The following is a 21,274-nucleotide window of genomic DNA, read 5'->3' as shown; positions in this document are numbered from 1 at the left end:
ATCAAGCCGCCTCGTCCAGTTCCTCCATCCAGCTGCGAATGCGTGCCTGCACGGCGGCATGGTCCGACCGTGCCTGCTGATAATCGGCGAAGGTCCGCTCGGTCGTATCCTGACGACAGCGTTCGGCCGCCGCATTCTCCGCCCGGCGGCACGCCTGTTCGTCGACCAGGATCTGGATCACCCGCAAGAGGTCGGTTTCGGCTACCGTCGGATCGACACCACGCAGCCAGAAGCTGAACGCGAGATCGGTTTGTTTGTCACGACGTGCCTGTTCCACGACTTGTCGGTCATTCGTGACCGCTTCGTGCAGCAGATCGCTGGAGAGGTCGCTGCGATAAATGGCTAGGTCAATCAAATGGTCGCGCCATCGCCGCAGGACGCCGTTCACGATCGGAAGCTGCGCAATCAATTCGCAATGCTGCGTAAGTACGTTCACGTGCTGCATCAGCCCGGCAAGCACTGCGCGCTGGAACGCGAAGACTAGATCGACTTCCTTGACCTCGGCCGCTGCTGCCATGTCGTTGGCGACGATGCGCAGGCGGCGGTCTTTCGCCCCGAACAGCGCGAAGAACTGGTCCTTGAAGGTCCGGAAATATTCACGGCGAATACCCTCGTGCCCGATCGTCCCGGCCAGACGCGCCAGTTCATGCTCGAACGCCGCGCGCTCGTCGGGGCCGGCGCCGGGAGGAAGCGTCGCCAGTTCCAGCCGCCACAGGAAATCCGACAGCGATTCGCGGCGCGCCAGCAAATCCTCGAACGCTTGGCTGCCCTCCGCCCGGACCAGATCGTCGGGGTCCATGCCGTCGGGAATGGTGACGATCGCGATGCTCTTGCCCGGTTGTAGCAGCGGCAGCGCACGTTCGGCCGCCCGCCTGGCCGCCTTGATCCCCGCCGCATCGCCATCGAAGCACAGGATCGGCACGTCGGCCATCCGCCACAGCCGTTCCAGCTGATGCTCGGTCAGCGCGGTGCCGAGCGGCGCCACGACCTCATCGAAGCCAGCCTGTGCCAGCGCGATGACGTCCATATAGCCCTCGACCGCGATCACGCGCTTGGCCTTGCGCGCGGCGGCCTGTGCCCGGTCGATATTGTAGAGCGTGCGCCCCTTGTCGAAGAGCGGGGTTTCCGGCGAGTTCAGATATTTCGGCTCGCCATCGCCGAGGATGCGGCCGCCGAACGCGATCGTCCGCCCGCGCGCATCGCGGATCGGGATCATCAGCCGTCCGCGGAACCGGTCGTACGGCTCCTTGCCCTCGACCGAGATTAGCATCCCCGATTCGACCAGCATCGGATCGCCATAGGACGCCAATGCCGCCTTCAATCGACCGCGCGCATCGGGAGCAAAGCCCATGCCGAACGCGCGGGCGGTTTCCGGCTTGATGCCGCGCTTGGCCAGCGCCTCGCGGGCGATGCCGCCCTCGTCGCCCAGCCGGTCGGCGAACCAGACCTGCGCATCGGCCATCAGCTCGTGCAAGCCCTTGGCCCGTTCCGCCTGACGTGCCGATCGCGCATCCTGCGCCGGCATCTCCATGCCCGCCGCCGCGACAAGTTCCTTCACCGCATCGATAAAGGGCAGGCCGCGCTGGTCGGTCATCCAGCGGATCGCATCCCCATGCGCACCGCAGCCGAAACAGTGGTAGAAGCCCTTGTCGTCATTGACCCAGAAGCTCGGCGTCTTCTCGGTATGGAACGGACAGCAGGCCTTGAACTCGTTGCCCGAGCGCTGGAGCTTCACCGACTTGCCGACCAGCGCCGACAGCGTCGTGCGGGTGCGCAACTCGTCGAGGAACTGGGGCGAAAGGGTCATGGGTCCATATGCCCCGAACGGAACGGGTACGGCAATGGCTTAACTCAGCGCAGCCTTCACCGCCGCGCTGGCCTTGCTCATATCCAACTCGCTGCCGTGGCGCGACTTAAGCTCCGCCATGACGCGGCCCATGTCCTTCATGCCGGCAGCATTCAGGTCGGCCTTGATCGCTTCGATCGCCGCCGCCGTCTGCGCATCGTCCATCTGGGCTGGCAGGAAACGTTCGATGACACCGACTTCGCGCGCTTCGGCGGCGGCCAGTTCCGGGCGGTTGCCCTTCTCGTACATGTCGATCGATTCGCGGCGCTGCTTCACCATTTTCTGCAGCACTTCGACGACCAGCGCATCGTCGCTGCCGGGCGCCTTGCCGGTGCGCGCCTCGATATCGCGGTTCTTGATCGCCGACTGGATCAGGCGGATCGTGGCGGTCGTTTCCTTGTCCCCGCCCTTCATGGCGGTGACGAGCGCGTCCTTGATGGTGTCGCGAATCATGGCGGTTCCGATGTCGTTCGTTTGGATAAGCGATCACCCTTAGCCGCAATCATCATACGATCACAGGATTGACGGGGGCCGGGGTTGGGACTAGCCGCCACCGCTTAGCGACATCATCAGATTTACCCAGGAGTGCCCGCCCATCATGGCCGACGCCAAGCCATTCGCCATGCCTGAAGGAGCCACCGGGGTCCTCGTCCTTGCCAATGGCGACGTGCTGTGGGGCCGTGGCTTCGGAGCCGAGGGCGGAGCGGTCGGCGAGGTATGCTTCCACACCGCGATGACCGGCTATCAGGAGATCATGACCGATCCGTCCTTCGCCGGGCAGGTCATCACCTTCACCTTCCCGCACATCGGCAATGTCGGCACCAACGTCGACGATGTCGAGGCGAACGACCCGCACGCGCTGGGCATGATCGTGCGCGAGGATGTCACCGCGCCGTCGAACTTCCGCTCCAACGAGCATCTCGATGCCTGGATGGCACGGCACAACCGCATCGGCCTCGCCGGCATCGACACCCGCGCGCTGACCCGCCGCATCCGGCAGGGCGGCGCCCCGAACGGCGTCATCGCCCATTCGGCGAGCGGCGAATTCGACATTCCCGCATTGCTGGCACAGGCACAGGCTTGGCCGGGGCTGGAGGGCATGGACCTCGCAAAGACCGTGTCGTGCGAAACCCATTATGGCTGGGCCGGCGGGGCGTGGCATCTGGGCAAGGGCTATGACGACAGCACTGCGCCCGGCAGCGCGGAGCCGGCCGCCGATGCCCGCCGCCCGCATGTCGTCGCGATCGATTATGGCAGCAAGCGCAATATTTTCCGCAACCTTGTTCACGCCGGTGCCGAAGTCACCGTGCTGCCCGCCACCGCGACCTATGAAGAGGTCATGGCGGCAAACCCGGACGGCATCTTCCTGTCGAACGGTCCGGGCGACCCCGCCGCGACCGGCGATTATGCCGTGCCGGTGATCCGCCAGCTGCTCGACACGGGCAAGCCGCTGTTCGGCATCTGTCTGGGCCATCAGCTGCTCGGCCTAGCGCTCGGCGCGAAGACGACCAAGATGCATCAGGGCCATCGCGGCGCGAACCATCCGGTCAAGCGTCTGTCCGATGGTGCGGTAGAGATCACCAGCATGAACCACGGCTTCGCGGTCGAACGCGACAGCCTGCCGGCGGGGGTGCGGGAAACGCATGTGTCGCTGTTCGATGGCTCGAACGCCGGCATCGAAACGGACGGCGGCCGCGCGTTCAGCGTGCAGTACCACCCAGAGGCGTCGCCGGGACCGCAGGACAGCTTCTACCTGTTCGAGCGGTTCGTAGGCATGATGAAGTGATAAACTACGAGAACGCTCAGCTTGCTTTAGCCCGAGGAGTATATCGTTTACTCGTTGAGTCAGACGAATACGAGTGGTTTGACGTGCAAAGTATAGTCGACCGCAGCGGCTTGAGTGTCAAGAAGGCGTTTGCTTCTCGTGTTATGAATTTATCCATCGATGACGGTAGCATCTTTGATCGTTTGGAAGAAGACGGGGAATTTTATTTTTCTCTCGGGGCTGATGGATTCGAGCTACTGCAGGAAGGCAGGGATCTGGCAGTCGCATCAGACCGGTTCGTTACGTTCGATCATAATTCCGCCGACGCCGTAGATATTTCGCGAGGTATCGCGGAACTTCTGGATGACGTCAGAGGCGCGAATGATGCAGAGCTAGACCCGGCGGATCGATCTCGCGTTATTGCTCAACTGGAAGCAGCAAATAAGATTTGGAACGCTGGAAGCTTCCGTATCCTGCAGCTAAAAGTTGGAGTGCTGCTAGCTATATCGGATGCAGGGTACTTTCTCAAAAGTACGTCCAAAGCAGTTGCTGCCGCTTTGCTTACAGATGCCATAAAGGCGTTCGTAAAATCTAAATTTTCTATCGATCTGGATGCCTTGTAATGCCAAAACGCACCGACATTTCGTCCATCCTCGTCATCGGCGCAGGGCCGATCGTCATCGGCCAGGCTTGCGAGTTCGATTATTCGGGCGTGCAGGCGATCAAGGCGTTGAAGGAGGAGGACTATCGCATCGTCCTCGTCAACTCCAACCCCGCGACGATCATGACCGACCCGGAACTGGCCGACGCGACCTATGTCGAGCCGATCACCCCGGCGATCGTCGCCAAGATCATCGAGAAGGAGCGCCCCGATGCGGTGCTGCCGACGATGGGCGGGCAGACGGCGCTGAACACCGCGCTGGCGCTGGCGAATGACGGCACGCTCGAAAAGTTCGGCGTGACGATGATCGGTGCCGATGCCGAGGCGATCGACAAGGCCGAGGACCGTCAGAAGTTCAAGGTCGCGATGGACAAGATCGGCCTCGAATCCGCGCGCAGCCATATCGCGCACAGCGAGGCGGAGGCGCTGGCCGGGCTGGAGCATGTCGGGCTGCCGGCGATCATCCGCCCGTCCTTCACGCTGGGCGGGACCGGCGGCGGCGTCGCTTACAACCGCGACGAGTTTCTGAAGATCGTCCGCGAAGGCCTCGACGCGTCGCCGACCACCGAGGTGCTGATCGAGGAATCGCTGCTCGGCTGGAAGGAATATGAGATGGAAGTCGTGCGCGACCGCGCCGACAATGCCATCATCGTGTGTTCGATCGAGAATATCGACCCGATGGGCGTCCATACCGGGGACTCGATCACCGTCGCGCCGGCGCTGACGCTGACCGACAAGGAATATCAGATCATGCGCAACGCATCGATCGCGGTGCTCCGGGAAATCGGTGTCGAAACAGGGGGTTCGAACGTACAGTTCGCGGTCAACCCGAAGGACGGCCGCCTGATCGTGATCGAGATGAACCCGCGCGTGTCGCGGTCGTCGGCGCTGGCGTCTAAGGCGACCGGCTTTCCGATCGCGAAGGTCGCTGCAAAGCTGGCGGTCGGCTATACGCTGGACGAGATAACCAACGACATCACCGGCGCGACGCCGGCGTCGTTCGAACCGACGATCGATTATGTCGTCACCAAGATTCCGCGCTTCGCCTTCGAAAAGTTCAAGGGGTCGCAGGCGGTGCTGTCGACCGCGATGAAGTCGGTCGGCGAGGTCATGGCGATCGGCCGCAACATCCATGAATCGATGCAGAAGGCGCTGCGGGGCCTCGAAACCGGGCTGTCCGGCTTCAACAGCGTCGAACGGCTGGTCGGCGCGCCGCGTGCGGAGATCGAGGCGGCGCTGGCCGTCGCGACCCCCGACCGGCTGCTCGTCGCGGCACAGGCACTGCGCGAGGGCTTCACCGTCGCCGAAGTCCACGCCATCGCAAAGTACGATCCGTGGTTCCTCGAACGCATGGCGGAAATCGTCGCGGCCGAGACCGAAGTCTGCACCAACGGGCTGCCGCAGGACGCTGCGGGGATGCGTCGCCTCAAATCCATGGGCTTTTCGGACAAGCGTCTCGCCTGGCTGGCGCTGCAGTCCGCCAATCTGCGCGGCATGGAACGCGGTATCCAGCGCGGCTCGGGCCTGATCCACGAGGTCGTCAAGATGATGACCGGTGGTGTGACCGAGGACGAAGTGCGCGCGCATCGCCACAAGCTGGGCGTGCGGCCGGTCTTCAAGCGCATCGACACCTGCGCCGCCGAGTTTGAGGCGAAGACCCCGTACATGTATTCGACCTACGAAGCGCCGACTTTTGGTGAGCCGGAGGACGAGAGCCAGCCGTCGGACGCCAAGAAGATCGTAATTCTCGGCGGTGGTCCGAACCGGATCGGGCAGGGGATCGAGTTCGACTATTGCTGCTGCCACGCATGCTTCGCGCTGGCGGACGCCGGCTATGAAACCATCATGGTCAACTGCAATCCGGAAACGGTCAGCACCGATTACGACACGTCGGACCGGCTGTATTTCGAACCGTTGACCGCCGAGGACGTGCTGGAGATCCTGCACGTTGAGGCGTCGAAGGGCGAACTGGTCGGGGTGATCGTGCAGTTCGGCGGGCAGACGCCGCTGAACCTTGCGCGCGCACTGGAAGCCGCCGGCATCCCGATCCTGGGCACGACGCCTGATTCGATCGACCTTGCCGAGGATCGCGAGCGCTTCGCCGATCTGGTCAAGTCGCTGGGCCTGCTCCAGCCGGCCAACGGCCTGGCGCGCAGCCGTGACGAGGCGGCGGTGATCGCCGAGCGGATCGGCTATCCGGTGCTGATGCGCCCCAGCTATGTGCTGGGCGGGCGGGCGATGGAGATCGTCGACTCGCTCCAGCAACTCGACGATTATATCCAGACCGCGGTGCAGGTGTCGGGCGACAGCCCGGTGCTGATTGACCAGTATCTGCGCGACGCGATCGAGGTCGATGTCGATGCGATTGCGGACGGCGACGATGTGGTCGTGGCCGGCGTGCTGCAGCATATCGAGGAGGCCGGCGTCCATTCGGGCGACAGCGCCTGTTCGATGCCGCCCTATTCGCTGTCGGCGGAGGTCATCGCCGAGATCGAGCGGCAGACGGTGGCGCTTGCCAAGGCGTTGAACGTCAAGGGGCTGATGAACATCCAGTTCGCGGTCAAGGACGGCAAGGTCTATCTGATCGAGGTCAATCCGCGCGCCAGCCGCACGGTGCCGTTCGTCGCAAAGGCAATCGGCACGCCGGTCGCCAAGATCGCGGCGCGGGTGATGGCGGGTGAGAAGCTGGCCGACCTGCCGACGATCGATCGCGACATCGATCATGTCGCGGTCAAGGAAGCGGTGTTCCCGTGGGGTCGCTTCCCCGGCGTCGATCCGGTGTTGTCGCCGGAAATGAAGTCGACTGGCGAAGTGATGGGAATCGATAGCGATTTCGCTACTGCGTTCGCGAAGGCGCAGATGGGGGCCAGCATCGTCCTGCCTAAGGGCGGCACGGTGTTCGTGTCGGTCAAGCATGGCGACAAGCCGGTGATCCTGCCGGGCGTGCAGCTGCTGATCGAACTGGGTTTCCGGATCGTCGCGACCAGCGGCACCGCCGATTACCTCTCCGAAAACGGCGTGCCAGTCGAACGGGTGAACAAGGTCGCACAGGGACGCCCGCATATCGTCGACAAGATTTTCGACGGTGATATCGCGATGATCTTCAACACGACCGAAGGGTGGCAGTCGCTGAAGGATTCGGAATCGATCCGCGCATCGGCGCAGTCGCAGAAGGTGCCGTATTTCACCACGGCCCCGGCCAGCGTCGCGGTGGCGCAGGCCATTCAGGCGCTGGGTGCCCGGTCCCTTGAAGTGCGGCCGCTCCAGTCCTATTATTCGCAATCGCACAACTGATCCCCATCAGCGAAAAGTTGCGCGCGGACGGGCCTTGACGGGTTCGTCCGTGTGGCGGGGGCAATGATAGAAAAAGGGACGCGCGCGCGATGGCGACGGTCGAAAAGATGCCGATGTTGCAGGAGGGCTATGACCGCCTGACGGCGCACCTCAAGCAGCTGAAGGTGGAACGACCGCAGATCATCGACGCGATCGAGGAAGCCCGCGCGCATGGCGACCTGTCCGAAAACGCCGAATATCATGCGGCGAAGGAACGGCAGGGCCAGATCGAGGCGTCGATCGCCGATATCGAGGACAAGCTGTCGCGCGCGCAGGTCATCGACCCGAAGGACCTGTCGGGCGACAAGGTGGTGTTCGGCGCGACCGTGACGCTGCTGGACGAGGACGACAAGGCGATCACCTACCAGATCGTCGGTCAGACCGAGGCGGACGCGAAGTCGGGTCGTATCTCGTACAACTCGCCGATGGGCCGCGCGTTGATCGGGCGCAAGGTCGACGACGATGTCGAGGTGACGGTGCCGTCAGGCGACCGTTATTACCAGATCTCGAAAATCGAGTTCATCTAAACCGCCATGTTCGAACGGCGGCCGTCACCGGCGATCCTGACGATCGGCGGACTGATCGCTTTTTTAAGCGGTTGGATCATCCTGACGGGCGGTGTGTGGAGCGCTTCGATCGCAGCGGGTTTCGTGCCGTTGCGATTGACCAGTGATGTCGCGTCGATCGAGGGGTTTGCGCCGTTCGTGCCGGTATGGTTGACGCCGATTACTGCTGCGTTCATCCACGATGGCTGGCTGCATCTCGGCTTCAACCTGTTGAGCCTGGCGATCGTGGGTACGCCGACGCAGCGGGCGGTGGGGCTGCGGGGCGTATTGGTGCTGTTGCTGGTCGGTGCCTATGCGTCGATCGCAGCGCAGTGGCTGGCCGGACCGAGTTCGCCAGCGCCGATGATCGGAGCGAGCGGTGCGATTTCGGCGCTGATCGGCGCCTACGCGCTGCTGTTCGGTGGAACCAAGGCCAAAGCGATAGGGCCGATTCCGGCGCATGTCGTCCATGCGATATGGCTTGGGGTCTTCTGGACCGCGCTGAACCTGTTCATCGGCTGGTCGAGTGCCGGCAGTGAGATGCCGATTGCCGGCGCGGCGCATGTCGGCGGGTTTATCGCGGGGATGGTGCTGTTGCGGCCGCTGTTGCTGTGGCGCTGGCGTTCGCAGGCGAGCCGGGCGTAGCGTTCGGCCGACGCAGCTTCCGCTCGCTAACCTACCTCATCCCGTTTTGTTCGAGCTTGTCGAGAATCGAAGTCGAGAAGGGGTGTCCCGATCAAGCCCCTCTCGACGGACGCTTCCCGACTTCGCTCGAAGCTGATCGAACTGAACGGTATCCGTTGACGCGCGGCGCGCTTATGCCGCCGGCAGTTCCGGTTCGAGCAGGCGGTGGAGATGGACCACCACATATTTCATCTCGGCATCGTCCACCGTCCGCTGTGCTGCGGCGCGCCATGCCTTTTCGGCGCTGGCATAGTCGCCAAAGATGCCGACGACGTCGATCGCCTTGAGGTCGGCGAAGTCGAGCGTGCGCGGATCGGAGACGCGGCCGCCGAAGACGAGGTGAAGTTTGCTCATGGTCGTTCCCGCAGTGCAAAAAAGAATACGCACCGTCGCATAGCGAACGGAGCGTACCCTTCAACCCATAACTTTCGTGCCGCGGTATGGATCAGCCCTTGATAGCGCTTTTCCCGCTATCGGTCGCGGCCTGCACCACGTTCGAGAACACCGAGCGCAGCTGCTCCTTGGCGCCGTCCTTGCTGGGCAGGGCTGCGGCGAGCTGTTCCTTGCCGACGTCACGGGCGGTCGCGGCGGCGGCGGTGGCCGCCGCCGCCAGCTTCTTGCCCAGCGGCGCCAGAGTCTTCGATTCTTGCGCGGTGCGCGGCAGCAGCGCGCCGACGACGGCACCGAGCGCGAGGCCGCCGGCGAGGACCGCGAGCGGGTTGGCCTCGATCGTGTCGGATGCGCGCTTGGCAGCGTCGTGGGCGACTTCCGACGCGCGTTGCGCCGCATCATGCGCTGCGTCGCTGGTCGCGTGGGCGGCGGTCGCCGCCTTGTCCTTGATCGTGTCGATCGTGCCGGTGGTGGTCGCGGTGGGGGCAGTCTTGAGTTCGCTCATGATGCTATTCCTTTGTCGGGGCAGTCGGGGGCAAGGGCGGCGGCGGGGGTGGAGGAGCCTTGCGGAACAGGCCTATGATCCGCCTGCGGGCGAGCAGCGCGACGATTCCGGTCGCGACACCGGCGGCTACGCCGGGTCGTTCGCGAATGACCGCGACGCCTTCTTCCGCCTTGTCGCGAAGATCGTCGGCAACGCCCGAGGCGATGGTGGCTGGCGACAGCCGATGCTTTGCCTCGGCCAGGCTGGCCTTTAGCCGGGCGCGCTTGACGAGGACATCGGCCTGCGCGGCGGCGAGCGAGGGCGGGATCAATGCTTGTCTCCCATCGGGGCGGTGACCCGCTTGAACCCGGTCAGGGCCATTTTTCCCAGCAGGGCGGCAACGGCGAATGCCACCACTACCACCAGCAAGGTGGCCCAACCCGGACCCATGACCGGCCGCAGCGACAGGATCGCGCCGACGAGCAGCGCCGTCACCGCCGACAGTGCGATGACGATCGCACCGACCGCAAGGCCGGCGGCAATGCCGGCCTGCGATCCGCGCGTGCTGGCCACCGTCTTCCACAGCGTGATCTCTGCCTGGGCATAGGCCTTGGCATCATCGACAACGCGGGTGACGACCGTTCCCAGTCCCTCGTCCCCCATGGTCAGGCTCAGCCCTTGGCCGACGGGGTGGCGTCGGTGTCGACCCCGGCCTTCACGATGCGCGCCAGCACGAAGCCGAGCGCGGCGGCCGTGCCGATCGCGATTGCCGGGCTCTTGCGCACGAAATCGCCGGCATCGGCCAGCAGATCCTCGACTTCCTTGCCGCGCAGGCCGTCCGAGAAGCCCGAAATGGCCTTGGCGGCCGAGCGGGCGTACTGGCCGTACTGCTCGCCAAGCTTTTCATCGACGGTGCCGGCGGCGTCTTCCATCAGCCTAGAGAACTCGTCCAGCGCACCCGTGGCCTTTGCCTTACCTTCGTCGGCGAGACTGCGTGCCTTGTCGGTCGCCTTGGCCGACAGCTTCGATGCTTCGTCCTTCAGCGTCTGCTTGGTGCTGCCAACGGTGTCCGTGGTGGTGCCGCTGGTCGACGGCAGGTCGGTATCGAGGACGACACTGCTGTCGTTGGTCGTCGGCGAAGTGCCGGTCCGATTGAAGTCGGTCATAACGAATCCTTTCTTCGTTTCGGTAGGAAAACCATGCGGCACAAGAGCGGTTCCGTCCTGCGCAGAGGATTTGCGGGTCGCGGGACGAATGGATAGAGGGACCGCGACCAAGCCGTTCGCACGGACATAGAAGGAGTCGTTACGTGACCGCAATCATTCAGGTGCATGGCCGCCAGATCCTCGACAGCCGCGGCAACCCGACCGTTGAGGTCGACGTGCTGCTGGAGGACGGCAGCTTCGGCCGCGCCGCCGTGCCTTCGGGCGCGTCAACCGGCGCGCACGAAGCCGTCGAGAAGCGGGACGGCGACAAGTCGGTCTATCTGGGCAAGGGCGTGCTGACCGCTGTCGAGGCGGTCAACGGCGACATCGCCGAAGCGGTGCTGGGCATGGATGCCGAGGACCAGGGCGACATCGACGAGGCGATGATCCAGCTGGACGGCACCGAGAACAAGGGCCGCCTGGGCGCGAACGCGATCCTGGGCGTCAGCCTGGCGGTCGCGAAGGCCGCGGCCGATGCGCGCGGCCTGCCGCTGTATCGCTATGTCGGCGGCGTGTCCGCGCACCTGCTGCCGGTGCCGATGATGAACATCATCAACGGCGGCGAACATGCCGACAACCCGATCGATTTCCAGGAATTCATGGTGATGCCGGTCGGTGCCGACAGCATCGCCGAAGCGGTCCGTTGCGGTTCGGAAATCTTCCACACGCTGAAGAAGGGCCTGTCGGAAAAGGGCCTGTCGACCTCGGTCGGCGACGAAGGCGGCTTCGCCCCGGCGCTCAACAGCACGATCGACGCGCTCGACTTCATCATGCAGAGCATCGAGCGCGCCGGGTACAAGCCGGGCGAGGACGTCATGCTCGCGCTCGACTGCGCCGCAACCGAGTTCTTCAAGAACGGTCGCTATGAAATGGTCGGCGAGGGCAAGTCGCTCAGCCCGCATGAAATGGCCGACTATCTCGCCGATCTCGCCGCACGCTACCCGATCCTGTCGATCGAGGACGGCATGGGCGAGGACGATTTCGAGGGCTGGAAGGCGCTGACCGACAAGATCGGCGACAAGGTCCAGCTGGTCGGCGACGATCTGTTCGTGACCAACCCGAAGCGTCTGGCGATGGGGCTGGAGCAGGGTCTCGCCAACTCGCTGCTGGTGAAGGTCAACCAGATCGGTACGCTGAGCGAGACGCTGGAGGCGGTGAACCTAGCGCAGCGCAACCGCTATACCGCCGTTATGTCGCACCGTTCGGGCGAGACCGAGGATTCGACGATCGCCGACCTCGCGGTCGCGACCAACTGCGGCCAGATCAAGACCGGGTCGCTGGCGCGGTCGGACCGGCTTGCCAAGTACAACCAGCTGATCCGGATCGAGGAAGAGCTGGCCGGCGCGGCGCGCTATGCGGGTCGTTCGATCCTGCGCTGATCGATCGCATCGTGCAGCGGAAGGGGGCGTCGGTGCGAACCGGCGCCCCCTTTGCATTGGCGGATGGTGGCGCGCGTCAATCGGTGTCGCCCGGATCCCAGAACAGCGCGAGCGTGACCAGGGCGGCGACGGCTGTCCGCCGTTCTTTCGCCGGTCGGGGCAGGATCAACCGCCGCGTACCGGTGCCGTTGGTTTCGATCGCCCCCACCACGCGACCATCACCATCGGACAGGACATAGCCGATCGGCGCTTCGAGCGGTTGTTGTCCGCCGGTCATCCTGTGGTGCGACGTCACCTCCAGCGCGGTGCCCTCGATTTCGACCACGCCCGCGCGCGGTTCGGCCAGGGTCGGTCCCGACGGGCGGATACCGGACAGGTCCATGCCGCCTGCATCCCGCCCGTCGATTCGATAGGCGCAGGCGAACCGCAGGGGGTGACCCACCGCACTGATCGACAGTCCGCCGAAATGCTGCTGCACCTCGCCCCGGCCATAGCGGCATCGTCCCTCGATCCGGCCGCCCGCCTCGGCACCAGACAGGTCGAAGGTCAGCGTACCGGTCCGTTCGACTACCGCCTGCGTCACGTCGCCCCACGGATCGTCGTGCCATTCGCGGGTGGCGCCGACGGCGCGGCGGCGGACGTGACCCTCCGCATGGCCTAGGCGGAAGCTGCCGTCCTGCCAGCCGGGAATGCCGGTCATCTCAACCCGTTCCCCGTCCGGGGCGAGGGTGTCGAACCCGTCCATTGTCGCCAGCGTGCATCCGCCCAGCAGAACCATTGCCGCAACCGCCAATCGCATCCTGTCATCCCCCTGTATGTTTCCCTCGGCGCGAGGATCGCTGGCGCAATGTGGCTGACGCCTGAACCGACAGCGCCCGATCCGGGCCGCTTGCAGGGTCAGGGCGATCGGCGTCAGAATAGCCGCCCGCCATCCGGCACCTTATGGTCCGGCGCGAACAGCACGACCGCGCCCGCCTCGTCCGGGAAGCCCAATGTCAGCACTTCGGACACGAACTTGCCGATCTGGCGCGGGGGGAAGTTGACGACCGCCGCGACCTGTCGCCCGACCAGCGCGGCCGGATCGTAATGCTCGGTGATCTGCGCGCTCGACCGTTTCCGGCCGATCGCGGGGCCGAAATCGATCAGCAGCTTGATCGCAGGCTTGCGTGCCTCCGGATAGGGTTCGGCCGACAGGATCGTGCCGACGCGGATGTCGACCTTCAGGAACGTGTCGAAATCGATCGGGTCGGTAAGCTGGTTAGGATCATGGAGGAAGTGCATATCGGCTCCGGTTGCATCACAGACGGCTTGCGTGGAAACCGGCTATACACGACATACGCGCGATGCCGCGTCCTTCCCCCCTTCGCCAGATGCTCAAGCGTGCCGGTTGGCCGGCGCTGGTGATCCTCGTCATGGGCTTCTTCGCCTATCATGCGGTGCTGGGGCCGAACGGGGTGCTGGCGTATCGCGACTATCAGCGAAAATTGAGCGTGCGGAAGGCGCAATATGCGTGCCTGGAAAAGGTGCGCGCCGATCTGCGCAACCGGGTCGAGCTGCTCGATCCGCGCCATGCCGACCCGGACATGGTCGACGAGTTGGTTCGCAGGAAGCTGAACGTCGCGCATCCGGACGAATTCATCGTGCCGATCACGGGTGAGGCGGCGGCGCGCACGCGGTGCGGAATCCGGCTGGACGACTGATTCCGGTACGTAAGGCGTCCCCCTTCGGTTGCGCGGGGGCGGAAATCACGCCATAGGCGGCGCTCCTAACCCATCCTTTCAGGAACGAGGCATCCGAACCGTGGCAAAAGCACCGGCGCCAGGCCGCACCAGCGAACCCGTCATTCCCAATCGCGAACGGCCGGGGGAGCCAAAGCGGTACGAGGCGTCGAAAGAAGAGCTGCTTTCCTTTTACAAGGAAATGCTGCTGATCCGTCGTTTCGAAGAAAAGGCGGGGCAGTTGTACGGTCTCGGCCTGATCGGTGGCTTCTGCCACCTCTATATCGGCCAGGAAGCCGTCGCGGTCGGCCTGCAATCGGCTCTTGAATCCGGCAAGGATTCGGTCATCACCGGCTATCGCGACCATGGCCACATGCTCGCCTATGGCATCGATCCCAAGGTCATCATGGCCGAGCTGACGGGCCGGGAAGCCGGCATCAGCCGCGGCAAGGGCGGGTCGATGCACATGTTCTCGACCGAGCATAAATTCTATGGCGGCCACGGCATCGTCGGCGCGCAGGTGTCGCTGGGCGCGGGTCTCGCGTTCGGGCACAAGTACGCGAACGACGGCGGCGTCTGCATGGCTTATTTCGGCGATGGCGCCGCGAACCAGGGCCAGGTGTACGAATCGTTCAACATGGCCGAGCTGTGGAAGCTCCCGATCATCTTCGTGATCGAGAACAACCAGTACGCCATGGGCACCAGCGTCAATCGCGCCTCGGCTGAGGACCAGCTGTACAAGCGCGGCGAGAGCTTCCGCATTCCGGGTATCCAGGTCGACGGCATGGACGTGCTGGCGTGCCGCGGTGCCGCCGAGGAAGCGCTGGCATGGGTGCGCGCGGGCAAGGGGCCGATCATCCTCGAGATGAAGACCTATCGCTATCGCGGCCATTCGATGTCCGATCCGGCCAAGTATCGCAGCCGCGACGAAGTGCAGGCGATGCGCGACAATTCGGACCCGATCGAGGGGCTGAAGCGCGAGCTGAACGCCGCGGGCGTGCAGGAAGACGAGCTGAAGGCGATCGAGGCCGAAATCCGCAAGGTGGTGAACGCCGCCGCCGACTTCGCCGAGAGCGCGCCGGAACCGGACGCCAAGGAACTGTACACCGACGTACTGGTGGAGACCTACTGAGATGCCGATCGAACTGAAGATGCCGGCGCTGTCGCCCACGATGGAAGAAGGCACGCTGGCCAAGTGGCTCGTCAAGGAAGGCGACACGGTCAAGTCGGGCGACATCATGGCCGAGATCGAGACCGACAAGGCGACGATGGAATTCGAAGCGGTGGACGAGGGCACGATCGCCCAGATCCTGGTCGCCGAGGGCACCGATAACGTGAAGGTCGGCGCGGTCATCGCGATTCTTGCCGCCGAGGGCGAGGACGTCGACGCCGCCAAGTCGGCGCAGCCGACCGAGGCGCGCGCCGGTGATGCCGCCGCCGCGACGCCCAAGGCCGACGAGAAGAACGACGACAAGGCCCCGCCGGCCCCGGAAGGCACGTCGCAGCAGCACGCCGAAACCGGCGCGCGCCAGCTGTTCGACGCCGCCGACCAGGAAGGCGAAGCCGACCCGGAAATCCCGGCTGGTACCGAAATGGTCAAGACCACGGTCCGCGACGCGCTGCGCGATGCGATGGCCGAGGAAATGCGGGCCGACGACCGCGTGTTCGTGATGGGCGAGGAAGTCGCCGAATATCAGGGCGCGTACAAGGTTACGCAGGGCCTGCTCGCCGAGTTCGGCGACCGCCGCGTCATCGACACGCCGATCACCGAATACGGCTTTGCCGGCATCGGCACCGGTGCAGCGATGGGCGGGTTGCGTCCGGTCATCGAGTTCATGACGTTCAACTTCGCCATGCAGGCGATCGACCACATCATCAATTCGGCGGCCAAGACCAACTACATGTCCGGCGGCCAGATGCGTTGCCCGATCGTGTTCCGCGGTCCCAACGGCGCGGCGAGCCGCGTCGGTGCGCAGCATTCGCAGAACTATGGCCCGTGGTATGCTTCGGTCCCCGGCCTGATCGTGATCGCGCCGTATGACGCGGCCGATGCGAAGGGCCTGCTCAAGGCGGCGATCCGCTCGACCGACCCGGTCGTCTTCCTCGAAAACGAACTGATGTACGGCCGTTCGTTCGACGTGCCGAAGCTCGACGATTTCGTCCTGCCGATCGGCAAGGCGCGGATCATGAAGCCGGGCAAGGACGTGACGATCGTCAGCTATTCGATCGGCGTGGGCTTGGCGCTCGAAGCTGCCGAGAAGCTGGCGGGCGAGGGCATCGATGCCGAGGTCATCGACCTGCGCACGCTGCGCCCGCTCGACACCAAGACGGTGCTGAAGTCGCTCAAGAAGACCAACCGCCTGGTCGTGGTCGAGGAAGGTTGGCCGACCTGCTCGATCGCGTCGGAAATCGCCGCGGTGGTGATGGAGCAGGGCTTCGACGACCTCGACGCGCCGGTGCTGCGCGTCACCAACGAGGACGTGCCGCTGCCATACGCCGCGAACCTCGAAAAGCTGGCACTCATCACCAGCGACAAGGTCGTCGCGGCGGTGAGGAAGGTGACCTACAAGTAAGGCATCTGTACCGAACGGCAGAAGCAGATGGGGCGGGTATCGCGCAGATGCGATACCTGCCCCATTTTTGCGTTTCGGCTATTCGGCCGGTGCTGTTGTCTGCTGGTCAGGGGCGGCGGCGGTTGACGGAACTGCGTTTGTCTGACGACGTATACCCTGCTGCAGCGGCTGGGCGTATCGTCAGGTCGTAAAGCGATCGCAGGTCATGCGGTCGGTGACAGCAGGTACCGGATTCGTGATGCCCGAGCTAAATTCGCGATTATCTCGGACGATGAACGACGCGACCTGTTTGAGCTTGCGCGCGCTGACAAAATACTTGCTGATAAGGGGAGTGTAATCGTAGTTTATTTCTACGAAAATGACGCCTGAATTGGGCGGTGACTTCACTGTCATCCCGTCACCCATCCCTTTGAACGAAGTTCCCGCGATTCCCCCTGCGCCCTCGTTGCCATAGCTCGAACCGTAGTCCGCATTACGCTTTAAGCCGACGCAGCGCTGCCAATGTATCCATTGCTCCCCGTTCTTCATCTCCAAGCTGGAGATTGTAATACGGCCATTCGTCGTAAGTTGCAGCGCTGCCGTCTGAAGCCGTATTCCTTCGATGATATCGTTGATATCAACTTCGCGTATTTGCTGCGTTGCCATGTTGGTATCAACGCCGACACGTGAACCGTTGTCGGCGAGCGTCAGTGCAGCCTGGCTCAGTTGAAGCTGGCGAACGCCAAAGTTGCAAAGTTCTGCGGCATACAGGCCGATCGGCAGCACGACTGGCAATGCTAGAGCAAATTCGAGCATCGCCACGCCGCGACGATTGTCACGCACTCGTCGCAATATTTTGTAGGAGGTCAACTGCATATCGTCTCCGCAGTAGTCGTTGACTGCGCACCATAGGGCTGGTTCTTGAGCAAGGTCTGCGCCTCAATGGTCTGTTCCGGGGGTAGGCCCATAAGGCCGTACAGCGGAAACAGCCGCGGATAGGTTATGCTTATCCTATAAAGAGTGATGTCGTTCGCGCCGCCTTGGCCATCTTGGCTGGGATTCGCGTCCCAGTTGCGATTTCCATTTACATCGGAATAGCACTCGCCGACGTCATATTGCCCGTTGTGGTTACTGTCATCGAACGGTTCGCCGCGAACTTCGCCGAATGCCTGGTAGTGCTGTCGGCTGCTTTCCCAGCGCAGACCCTTCGCAATCACGCGTACCTGCGAGACGACGACGTTGTCGATTGCGGCGGTCGAGGTTCCGGAGGCATTACCCTCCAGTGTGGCACGACGTCCTGCCAACTGGACTGCGCCGTTCAGGATCGACTGCGCGTAGGAGCGATAGCACAAGTCGAACAGGCCCATCAGCAGTAAGAGCATCACGGGTGCTATCAGGGTGAATTCGATAATCGTCGCGCCACGGCGATCTGATGCAATCCTCCGGATCATCGGGAAACCCGAAGCTTGGCGATCTGTGCTGCGATGTTGCTGAACGTCTGGTTCAACTGCGCAGCGTTGTTCGCCTGGAACGATCGACCGTCGCTGGCGCAATCGGACAGCATTTGGCTTAGCGAAGTACCGAACGCGATCACCCACACGGTGATGTTCTTGCGTTTGGCTACCGTGCAAAGCGCTGACAGTCGATTCGCGACGATCGTGTTCTGATCGGTATCGGTCGGCATGCCGTTGGTTCGGCGCTGATCGATCGCGGACAGTCCATAGGCATCATAGGATATGCGTTTGGTATCGGTGTCGCCGTCCGTCATGAAAATTAGGTGCCGCGAAATGGCGCTGCCATTCGGTGCGGACGCGTTTTCTGAAGCGAACAGGCCGGTCGGCGACAGCAGGCGGGTACCCCACAGAAAACCGATATCGTGATGGGTGAAGCCACCGGGCGTCAGTCCGTTGACATAAGACTCTACTTTCGAACGGGTCAACGAGGCGAGCTTCGCAGCCGGTGATGGACACGGCGCATTATAGGCGCTGTTGAAATCGTTGATGTTCGGATAGCTCGGATTGGTACCCGAGTTGCTGCCTTGATTGTTGGTATTGATGGAAGCGCTGGTCAGACCGGTGAAGCTGTTCCGCACATAGATCATCTTGGGCAGCCAGGGTTTCCAGCGAGTTTCTGGATCAGACGTCGGCACCATATCGACATCAAGGTCGTAGGCGGCAGTCGGTATCGTTGTGTAGCTAGTCTGCTTGACTGTCTGCCGTTCCTCGATACACGCGTTCGCCGCGTTCCAGGTGATATCGTTGCGGTACCCAAAATTGTTCGCGATCTGCTGCGGCGGCAGCGTGCCACCGGCCATGGTTGCGCCGCTTCCCTTCAACGACGAAACATTGACCTTAACCGGCTGGTAATTCCACCAGTATGTCGTCGAGGTTGTCGTGGTCTGCTTACCCTTGTTGGGATTGGGGCTGCGCGTCTCTGTGCGGCGTTGCGTATAGTCGCTATATTCGGTGGTCGTGATCACGCATGTGCCGTTGGTCACACGAGCCGAATATGCCTTTCCATTGATGACCTGCGTCAGGGTTCTGGTCGCGGATCCAGAAGGGCTGCTCCAGTCGGTATAGGTCGACACTGTGCGGGTCGTACTGGCTGGTGCGAAGCAGTTTTCCGGAGCGCCGGCGGAAGTGGTGGATACTGCCGTTCCGCCAATCTTGGCCCACGAACCATAGGTGTAAACATAATCGTTGTTGTCGGTTGACGTCGATGTCGACGTGGTTGTTGTATCCGGGATTCGCGATTGATAGGTCGCTTCATCGACCATCCACTCCGGCTTCAACAACATGCCGACGTTCACGTTGCTCGAGTAGGGAACGAAGCCATATCGAACCTGCGTACCGGTCCGTTTCGCGGCTTCTACCGTGTCGTAGAAGTTCAGTACTGAACTGCGCAACGATGTAATCTTATTCTGCAGGTCACCCGGATTGGTGTCGGTCATCGACCCGGTGGTATCGAGAACGAACATTACATCGAGATTTGGTATCTCCAGCTTGGCTTCGCATACGACGTTCAAGGTGACCGGCGCCATCCCCATCATCTTCGTCAACGTCATCGGGACTACTACCGATGCGGTGCCGGCAACCTGGTTCTCGGTAGTCTTTACCGGTACGAACGACGGCGGTTGCGATCCCAGCATCCCGGTCTTGAAGTTGTTGCCGAAGAACGCTTGGGCCTGTTGATAGGCGTCCGTATTGAAATCGGTGCCGTCCATCGTCTTCCGGCCAGCCAGCACGCCCGCGTCGCACGCCTGCTGCAACCGCACTTTCACATAATAGACGCGCGCGGTGTCGATCGCCGATCCGGCGATACCGACCAGCGGCACCAGCGCGATGGCCATCATCGCCAGCGTGTTGCCGCGACGGTCGCGCGCCAGCCGGCTGAGGATACCCCCGGCCTGTACCTTGTGCTGCCCGCCCGCCGATCCGTTCATGCCCCGCCCAGTCCATCTGCCATGGCACAGGAGTCGCACCCTGCGCATATCACAGGCTTTCATGCCTGATCGGGGTTGACGGAAGTTTAAGACGCGGGCTGATCGCGGCAATGCACCATGATCCCGAACGCGGCCTTGCGCTGGCCTATGCCCCCGATGACGGCCGTCGCGCCGCGCTGTCCGCCTTGCTCGCGCTAGATTCGGCGCTGGGCGATGTCGTGCGGTCGACGACCCAGCCGGCGCTGGGACAGATCCGGCTGGCGTGGTGGCGCGAACAGCTGTCGAAGCTGGATACCGCCGTCCCGCCCGCGATGCCGGTGCTGGAGGCGCTGGCCGAAGATGTCCTGCCGCGGGGGGGAAGCGGTAAGGCATTGGCGAGCATCGTCGATGGCTGGGACGTGCTGATCGAGGAAGAGGCATTGGACGACACCGCGCTCGAACGCTTTGCGGCGGAGCGGGGCGGGCGGTTGTTTGCCCTGGCGGCGCAATTGCTGGGCGGCGACGCGATAGTGGCCGAACGATTGGGGCGCGGATGGGCGTTGTTCGACCTTGCCCGGCATCAGAGCGACCCCGCGGTCGCCGCGCGGGCCGACGTGCTGGCGGGCGCGGCGCTTGCGGGATCGCTGGGCGGCGTGGCGCGGTCGCTGGGGATACTGGCCCTGTCGGCCCGGCTGGAACTGGCCGGTGTGCCGCAGGGCGGTCCGAAGCGTGCGGCGCGCCTGATGTGGTTCGGGCTTGCCGGGCGGTGAGCGCTGGCGTGTAACGGGACAGGCAAAGGGGGAGCAGGCGATGTGGCGATTCTTGGCAGGGGTGGGGTCGGCGCTGGCGTTGGTCGCGGCGGGATTGTTCCTGTTCCGCAGCGATGCCGCGACGGAGGCGCTGCCGCCCCCACCGCGCGCGGCGACGGTCGCTGCGGAAGCGGAGGTGCCACTGGCCGATGATCCCCCCGCCGCGACCCCGCGCACCCGCGAACAGAAGCGGTTCGACCGTTACGACAAGGATCGCGATGGCCGCATCACCCGCGACGAATATCTGGCGTCGCGGCGGAAAGCCTATGCCAAGCTCGACACTAATGGCGACGGGCGGCTGAATTTCGACGAATGGGCTGCCAAGACCGCGACGAAGTTCGCGACCGCCGACAAGGGGCGCGATGGCGCGCTGGACGCCGGTGAGTTCGCGACGACGGCGGTGAAGCGCAAACCCGCCCGTCGGGTCGAATGTCCGCCTGCCGCCGCACCGGCTGAGGATGGTTGACGTTCACGTCAACGTA

The 21,274-nt window shown here is 63.6% G+C and carries 23 protein-coding genes; 11 read left to right on the top strand and 12 right to left on the bottom strand.

The genetic code is table 11. From position 1 onward, the window contains the following. Position 1: 1 nt before the first annotated feature. Both dnaG and QZ755_RS11040 read right to left on the bottom strand, forming a co-directional pair. Complete coding sequence (gene dnaG / locus QZ755_RS11045; protein WP_294322754.1) at positions 2-1,807, bottom strand: DNA primase; 1,806 nt, start codon at positions 1,805-1,807, stop codon at positions 2-4. A gap of 39 nt (positions 1,808-1,846) precedes the next feature. After that, positions 1,847-2,299 carry a GatB/YqeY domain-containing protein gene (locus tag QZ755_RS11040; protein ID WP_294322753.1) on the bottom strand — a complete coding sequence of 151 codons (453 nt, stop codon included), beginning with the start codon at positions 2,297-2,299 and terminating at the stop codon, positions 1,847-1,849. 145 nt (positions 2,300-2,444) lie between these two features. On the opposite strand from QZ755_RS11040, the gene carA reads away from it, so the two are divergent. From carA to QZ755_RS11015, 5 genes are all read left to right on the top strand, one after another. Continuing rightward, positions 2,445-3,632 (top strand): glutamine-hydrolyzing carbamoyl-phosphate synthase small subunit, encoded by a 1,188-nt coding sequence (gene carA / locus QZ755_RS11035; protein ID WP_294322751.1) that lies wholly within the window; start codon positions 2,445-2,447, stop codon positions 3,630-3,632. A 110-nt stretch (positions 3,633-3,742) separates the two neighbouring features. After that, a complete protein-coding gene (locus tag QZ755_RS11030; protein ID WP_294322750.1) occupies positions 3,743-4,234 on the top strand; it encodes a hypothetical protein in 492 nt (163 codons plus the stop codon). Continuing rightward, entirely contained in the window at positions 4,234-7,566 is a 3,333-nt protein-coding gene (carB, locus tag QZ755_RS11025) for a carbamoyl-phosphate synthase large subunit (RefSeq protein ID WP_294322749.1), read from the top strand. The genes QZ755_RS11030 and carB overlap by 1 nt, the downstream gene beginning before the upstream one ends. Before the next feature lie 89 nt (positions 7,567-7,655). Then, the gene (greA, locus tag QZ755_RS11020; protein WP_066687369.1) at positions 7,656-8,132 is read left to right on the top strand and encodes a transcription elongation factor GreA; all 477 of its coding nucleotides are present in this window, start codon (positions 7,656-7,658) and stop codon (positions 8,130-8,132) included. A 6-nt stretch (positions 8,133-8,138) separates the two neighbouring features. Next, positions 8,139-8,795: a rhomboid family intramembrane serine protease gene (locus tag QZ755_RS11015; protein ID WP_294322748.1), complete on the top strand. Its 657-nt coding sequence runs from the start codon at positions 8,139-8,141 to the stop codon at positions 8,793-8,795. Positions 8,796-8,966: 171 nt separating this feature from the next. Here QZ755_RS11015 and QZ755_RS11010 read toward each other — a convergent pair whose 3' ends face one another. The 5 genes from QZ755_RS11010 to QZ755_RS10990 all read right to left on the bottom strand — a co-directional run bounded on the left by QZ755_RS11010 (position 8,967) and on the right by QZ755_RS10990 (position 10,874). Beyond that, on the bottom strand, positions 8,967-9,188 hold the full coding sequence (locus QZ755_RS11010) for a DUF4170 domain-containing protein (RefSeq protein ID WP_066687371.1): 222 nt from the start codon (positions 9,186-9,188) through the stop codon (positions 8,967-8,969). Positions 9,189-9,279: 91 nt separating this feature from the next. Continuing rightward, complete coding sequence (locus QZ755_RS11005) at positions 9,280-9,729, bottom strand: hypothetical protein (protein ID WP_294322747.1); 450 nt, start codon at positions 9,727-9,729, stop codon at positions 9,280-9,282. A 4-nt stretch (positions 9,730-9,733) separates the two neighbouring features. Beyond that, entirely contained in the window at positions 9,734-10,039 is a 306-nt protein-coding gene (locus QZ755_RS11000) for a hypothetical protein (RefSeq protein WP_294322746.1), read from the bottom strand. Continuing rightward, entirely contained in the window at positions 10,036-10,371 is a 336-nt protein-coding gene (locus QZ755_RS10995) for a phage holin family protein (RefSeq protein WP_294322745.1), read from the bottom strand. The genes QZ755_RS11000 and QZ755_RS10995 overlap by 4 nt, the downstream gene beginning before the upstream one ends. Positions 10,372-10,379: 8 nt before the next feature. After that, positions 10,380-10,874: a hypothetical protein gene (locus QZ755_RS10990; RefSeq protein ID WP_294322744.1), complete on the bottom strand. Its 495-nt coding sequence runs from the start codon at positions 10,872-10,874 to the stop codon at positions 10,380-10,382. A 143-nt stretch (positions 10,875-11,017) separates the two neighbouring features. Between QZ755_RS10990 and eno the strand changes: the two genes are divergently transcribed. Further along, complete coding sequence (gene eno, locus QZ755_RS10985) at positions 11,018-12,292, top strand: phosphopyruvate hydratase (RefSeq protein ID WP_294322743.1); 1,275 nt, start codon at positions 11,018-11,020, stop codon at positions 12,290-12,292. A gap of 76 nt (positions 12,293-12,368) precedes the next feature. On the opposite strand, the gene QZ755_RS10980 is transcribed toward eno, so the two are convergent. Together QZ755_RS10980 and QZ755_RS10975 are read right to left on the bottom strand one after the other, a co-directional pair. Then, positions 12,369-13,091, bottom strand: coding sequence for a hypothetical protein (locus tag QZ755_RS10980; RefSeq protein ID WP_294322742.1), 723 nt, complete (start codon positions 13,089-13,091; stop codon positions 12,369-12,371). 113 nt (positions 13,092-13,204) lie between these two features. Beyond that, positions 13,205-13,573, bottom strand: coding sequence for a tRNA-binding protein (locus tag QZ755_RS10975; RefSeq protein WP_294322741.1), 369 nt, complete (start codon positions 13,571-13,573; stop codon positions 13,205-13,207). Positions 13,574-13,635: 62 nt separating this feature from the next. Between QZ755_RS10975 and QZ755_RS10970 the strand changes: the two genes are divergently transcribed. The 3 genes from QZ755_RS10970 to QZ755_RS10960 all read left to right on the top strand — a co-directional run bounded on the left by QZ755_RS10970 (position 13,636) and on the right by QZ755_RS10960 (position 16,583). Beyond that, positions 13,636-13,992, top strand: coding sequence for a septum formation initiator family protein (locus QZ755_RS10970; RefSeq protein ID WP_294322739.1), 357 nt, complete (start codon positions 13,636-13,638; stop codon positions 13,990-13,992). Positions 13,993-14,092: 100 nt separating this feature from the next. Then, the gene (pdhA, locus tag QZ755_RS10965; RefSeq protein ID WP_294322736.1) at positions 14,093-15,142 is read left to right on the top strand and encodes a pyruvate dehydrogenase (acetyl-transferring) E1 component subunit alpha; all 1,050 of its coding nucleotides are present in this window, start codon (positions 14,093-14,095) and stop codon (positions 15,140-15,142) included. A 1-nt stretch (position 15,143) separates the two neighbouring features. Next, positions 15,144-16,583, top strand: coding sequence for a pyruvate dehydrogenase complex E1 component subunit beta (locus tag QZ755_RS10960; RefSeq protein WP_294322735.1), 1,440 nt, complete (start codon positions 15,144-15,146; stop codon positions 16,581-16,583). 180 nt (positions 16,584-16,763) lie between these two features. Here the strand turns inward: QZ755_RS10960 and QZ755_RS10955 are convergent, their stop codons facing one another. The 3 genes from QZ755_RS10955 to QZ755_RS10945 are packed head-to-tail and all read right to left on the bottom strand — an operon-like array spanning position 16,764 to position 20,004. Further along, positions 16,764-17,378, bottom strand: coding sequence for a histidine kinase (locus tag QZ755_RS10955; protein ID WP_294322778.1), 615 nt, complete (start codon positions 17,376-17,378; stop codon positions 16,764-16,766). Between the two features lie 50 nt (positions 17,379-17,428). Then, a complete protein-coding gene (locus QZ755_RS10950; protein WP_294322733.1) occupies positions 17,429-18,013 on the bottom strand; it encodes a TadE/TadG family type IV pilus assembly protein in 585 nt (194 codons plus the stop codon). Continuing rightward, positions 18,010-20,004 carry a TadE/TadG family type IV pilus assembly protein gene (locus QZ755_RS10945; protein ID WP_294322731.1) on the bottom strand — a complete coding sequence of 665 codons (1,995 nt, stop codon included), beginning with the start codon at positions 20,002-20,004 and terminating at the stop codon, positions 18,010-18,012. The genes QZ755_RS10950 and QZ755_RS10945 overlap by 4 nt, the downstream gene beginning before the upstream one ends. Positions 20,005-20,114: 110 nt before the next feature. Here QZ755_RS10945 and QZ755_RS10940 point away from each other — a divergent pair, with 110 nt between their 5' ends. Then, positions 20,115-20,753, top strand: coding sequence for a squalene/phytoene synthase family protein (locus tag QZ755_RS10940; protein ID WP_294322729.1), 639 nt, complete (start codon positions 20,115-20,117; stop codon positions 20,751-20,753). Between the two features lie 40 nt (positions 20,754-20,793). Further along, positions 20,794-21,258 (top strand): histidine kinase, encoded by a 465-nt coding sequence (locus QZ755_RS10935; RefSeq protein WP_294322728.1) that lies wholly within the window; start codon positions 20,794-20,796, stop codon positions 21,256-21,258. Positions 21,259-21,274: the final 16 nt, after the last annotated feature.

Origin of the sequence: uncultured Sphingomonas sp. (assembly GCF_913776855.1) — a bacterium.
GTDB lineage: Bacteria > Pseudomonadota > Alphaproteobacteria > Sphingomonadales > Sphingomonadaceae > Sphingomonas.
Note: the sequence above shows the minus strand (reverse complement) of the source record. Positions and strands in the feature narration are given on the sequence as shown.